Here is a 1,104-nt window from a genome sequence, read left to right as displayed (position 1 = left end):
CTTGGCCGCAGAAACTGAGTGCAACACCTTAAAATTTTAGTAAGGTGTTGGATTTATGGCTTATACAGAACTCAGTATCGAAGAGCGTTCCACCATACAGGTCAGCCTTTGGCAGGAGATGAGCCTCCGACAAATAGCCAATATGCTGCAACGATCTCCATCCACCATCAGCCGCGAAGTACGTCGCAATCAAACTCAGCGCGGTACTTATCATGCTCGTCATGCGCACACCCATCGTTGTGCCAGGCGTGTTGCTTGCCGCCCTAAGCGCAAGCTGCTTCTGGGCAGTGGACGCTTTGAACTGGTTACGTATATGCTCCGCCACCGCTTGTCTCCAGAGCAAATCGCAGGCAAGCTCCGACGCATGATAATGCCCCGATTTGAAGATGCTTACGTTTGTCGCGAGACGATTTACAGCGCCATTTACGCGTTACCTGTGGGTGAGCTTAAGAAAGAGTTGATCCACTGCCTTCGCCAAGGTAAATCAACGCGTAAACCTCGTCGTGGCCAAGTTGATCGGCGTGGGCAAATCCCCGATATGGTGAGCATCCACCTTCGACCGCCAGAGATCGAGAGGCGTGCCATGCCAGGACACTGGGAAGGCGACTTAATCAAAGGTAAGAACAATGCCTCTGCGGTTGGCACGCTAGTCGAACTGAGCAGTGGATACGTCATTCTAGCCAAACTCAACGATGCAACGGCCACCTCGGCGGTGGAAGGGTTTAGCGCAGCGCTCAACCGGATGCCGATAGCGGCGCGTAAAAGCATGACGTACGACCAGGGGCGGGAAATGGCCAAACATGCAGACATCACCCAGGCAACGGGCGTTGCTATCTACTTTTGTGATCCGCATAGCCCATGGCAACGGGGTAGCAATGAAAATATCAACGGCCTGATACGACAGTATTTACCGAAAGGAACCGACCTCTCTCGGCACACTCAAGAAGAGCTAGATGCTATTGCGCTACAGCTGAATATGCGACCTCGGAAGCGCTTTGACTTTAGATGTCCGATTGAAGTGCTGGGTGAGTTGTTAGCGAAGCATCAAGACAATCCACCCGCTGTTCATTAACGAGTGTTGCACTCAGAGTCTGCATCCAACAA

General features: G+C 52.3%; 1 protein-coding gene. It reads left to right on the top strand.

Annotated elements, in window-relative coordinates; genetic code table 11:
- The first annotated feature begins 55 nt into the window (after positions 1–55).
- The gene (locus MLE19_RS22815; protein WP_240720610.1) at positions 56–1,072 is read left to right on the top strand and encodes an IS30 family transposase; all 1,017 of its coding nucleotides are present in this window, start codon (positions 56–58) and stop codon (positions 1,070–1,072) included.
- The last annotated feature ends 32 nt before the right edge of the window (positions 1,073–1,104 follow it).

The organism is Vreelandella neptunia, assembly GCF_022489065.1.
Taxonomy (GTDB): domain Bacteria; phylum Pseudomonadota; class Gammaproteobacteria; order Pseudomonadales; family Halomonadaceae; genus Vreelandella; species Vreelandella neptunia_A.
Note: the sequence above shows the minus strand (reverse complement) of the source record. Positions and strands in the feature narration are given on the sequence as shown.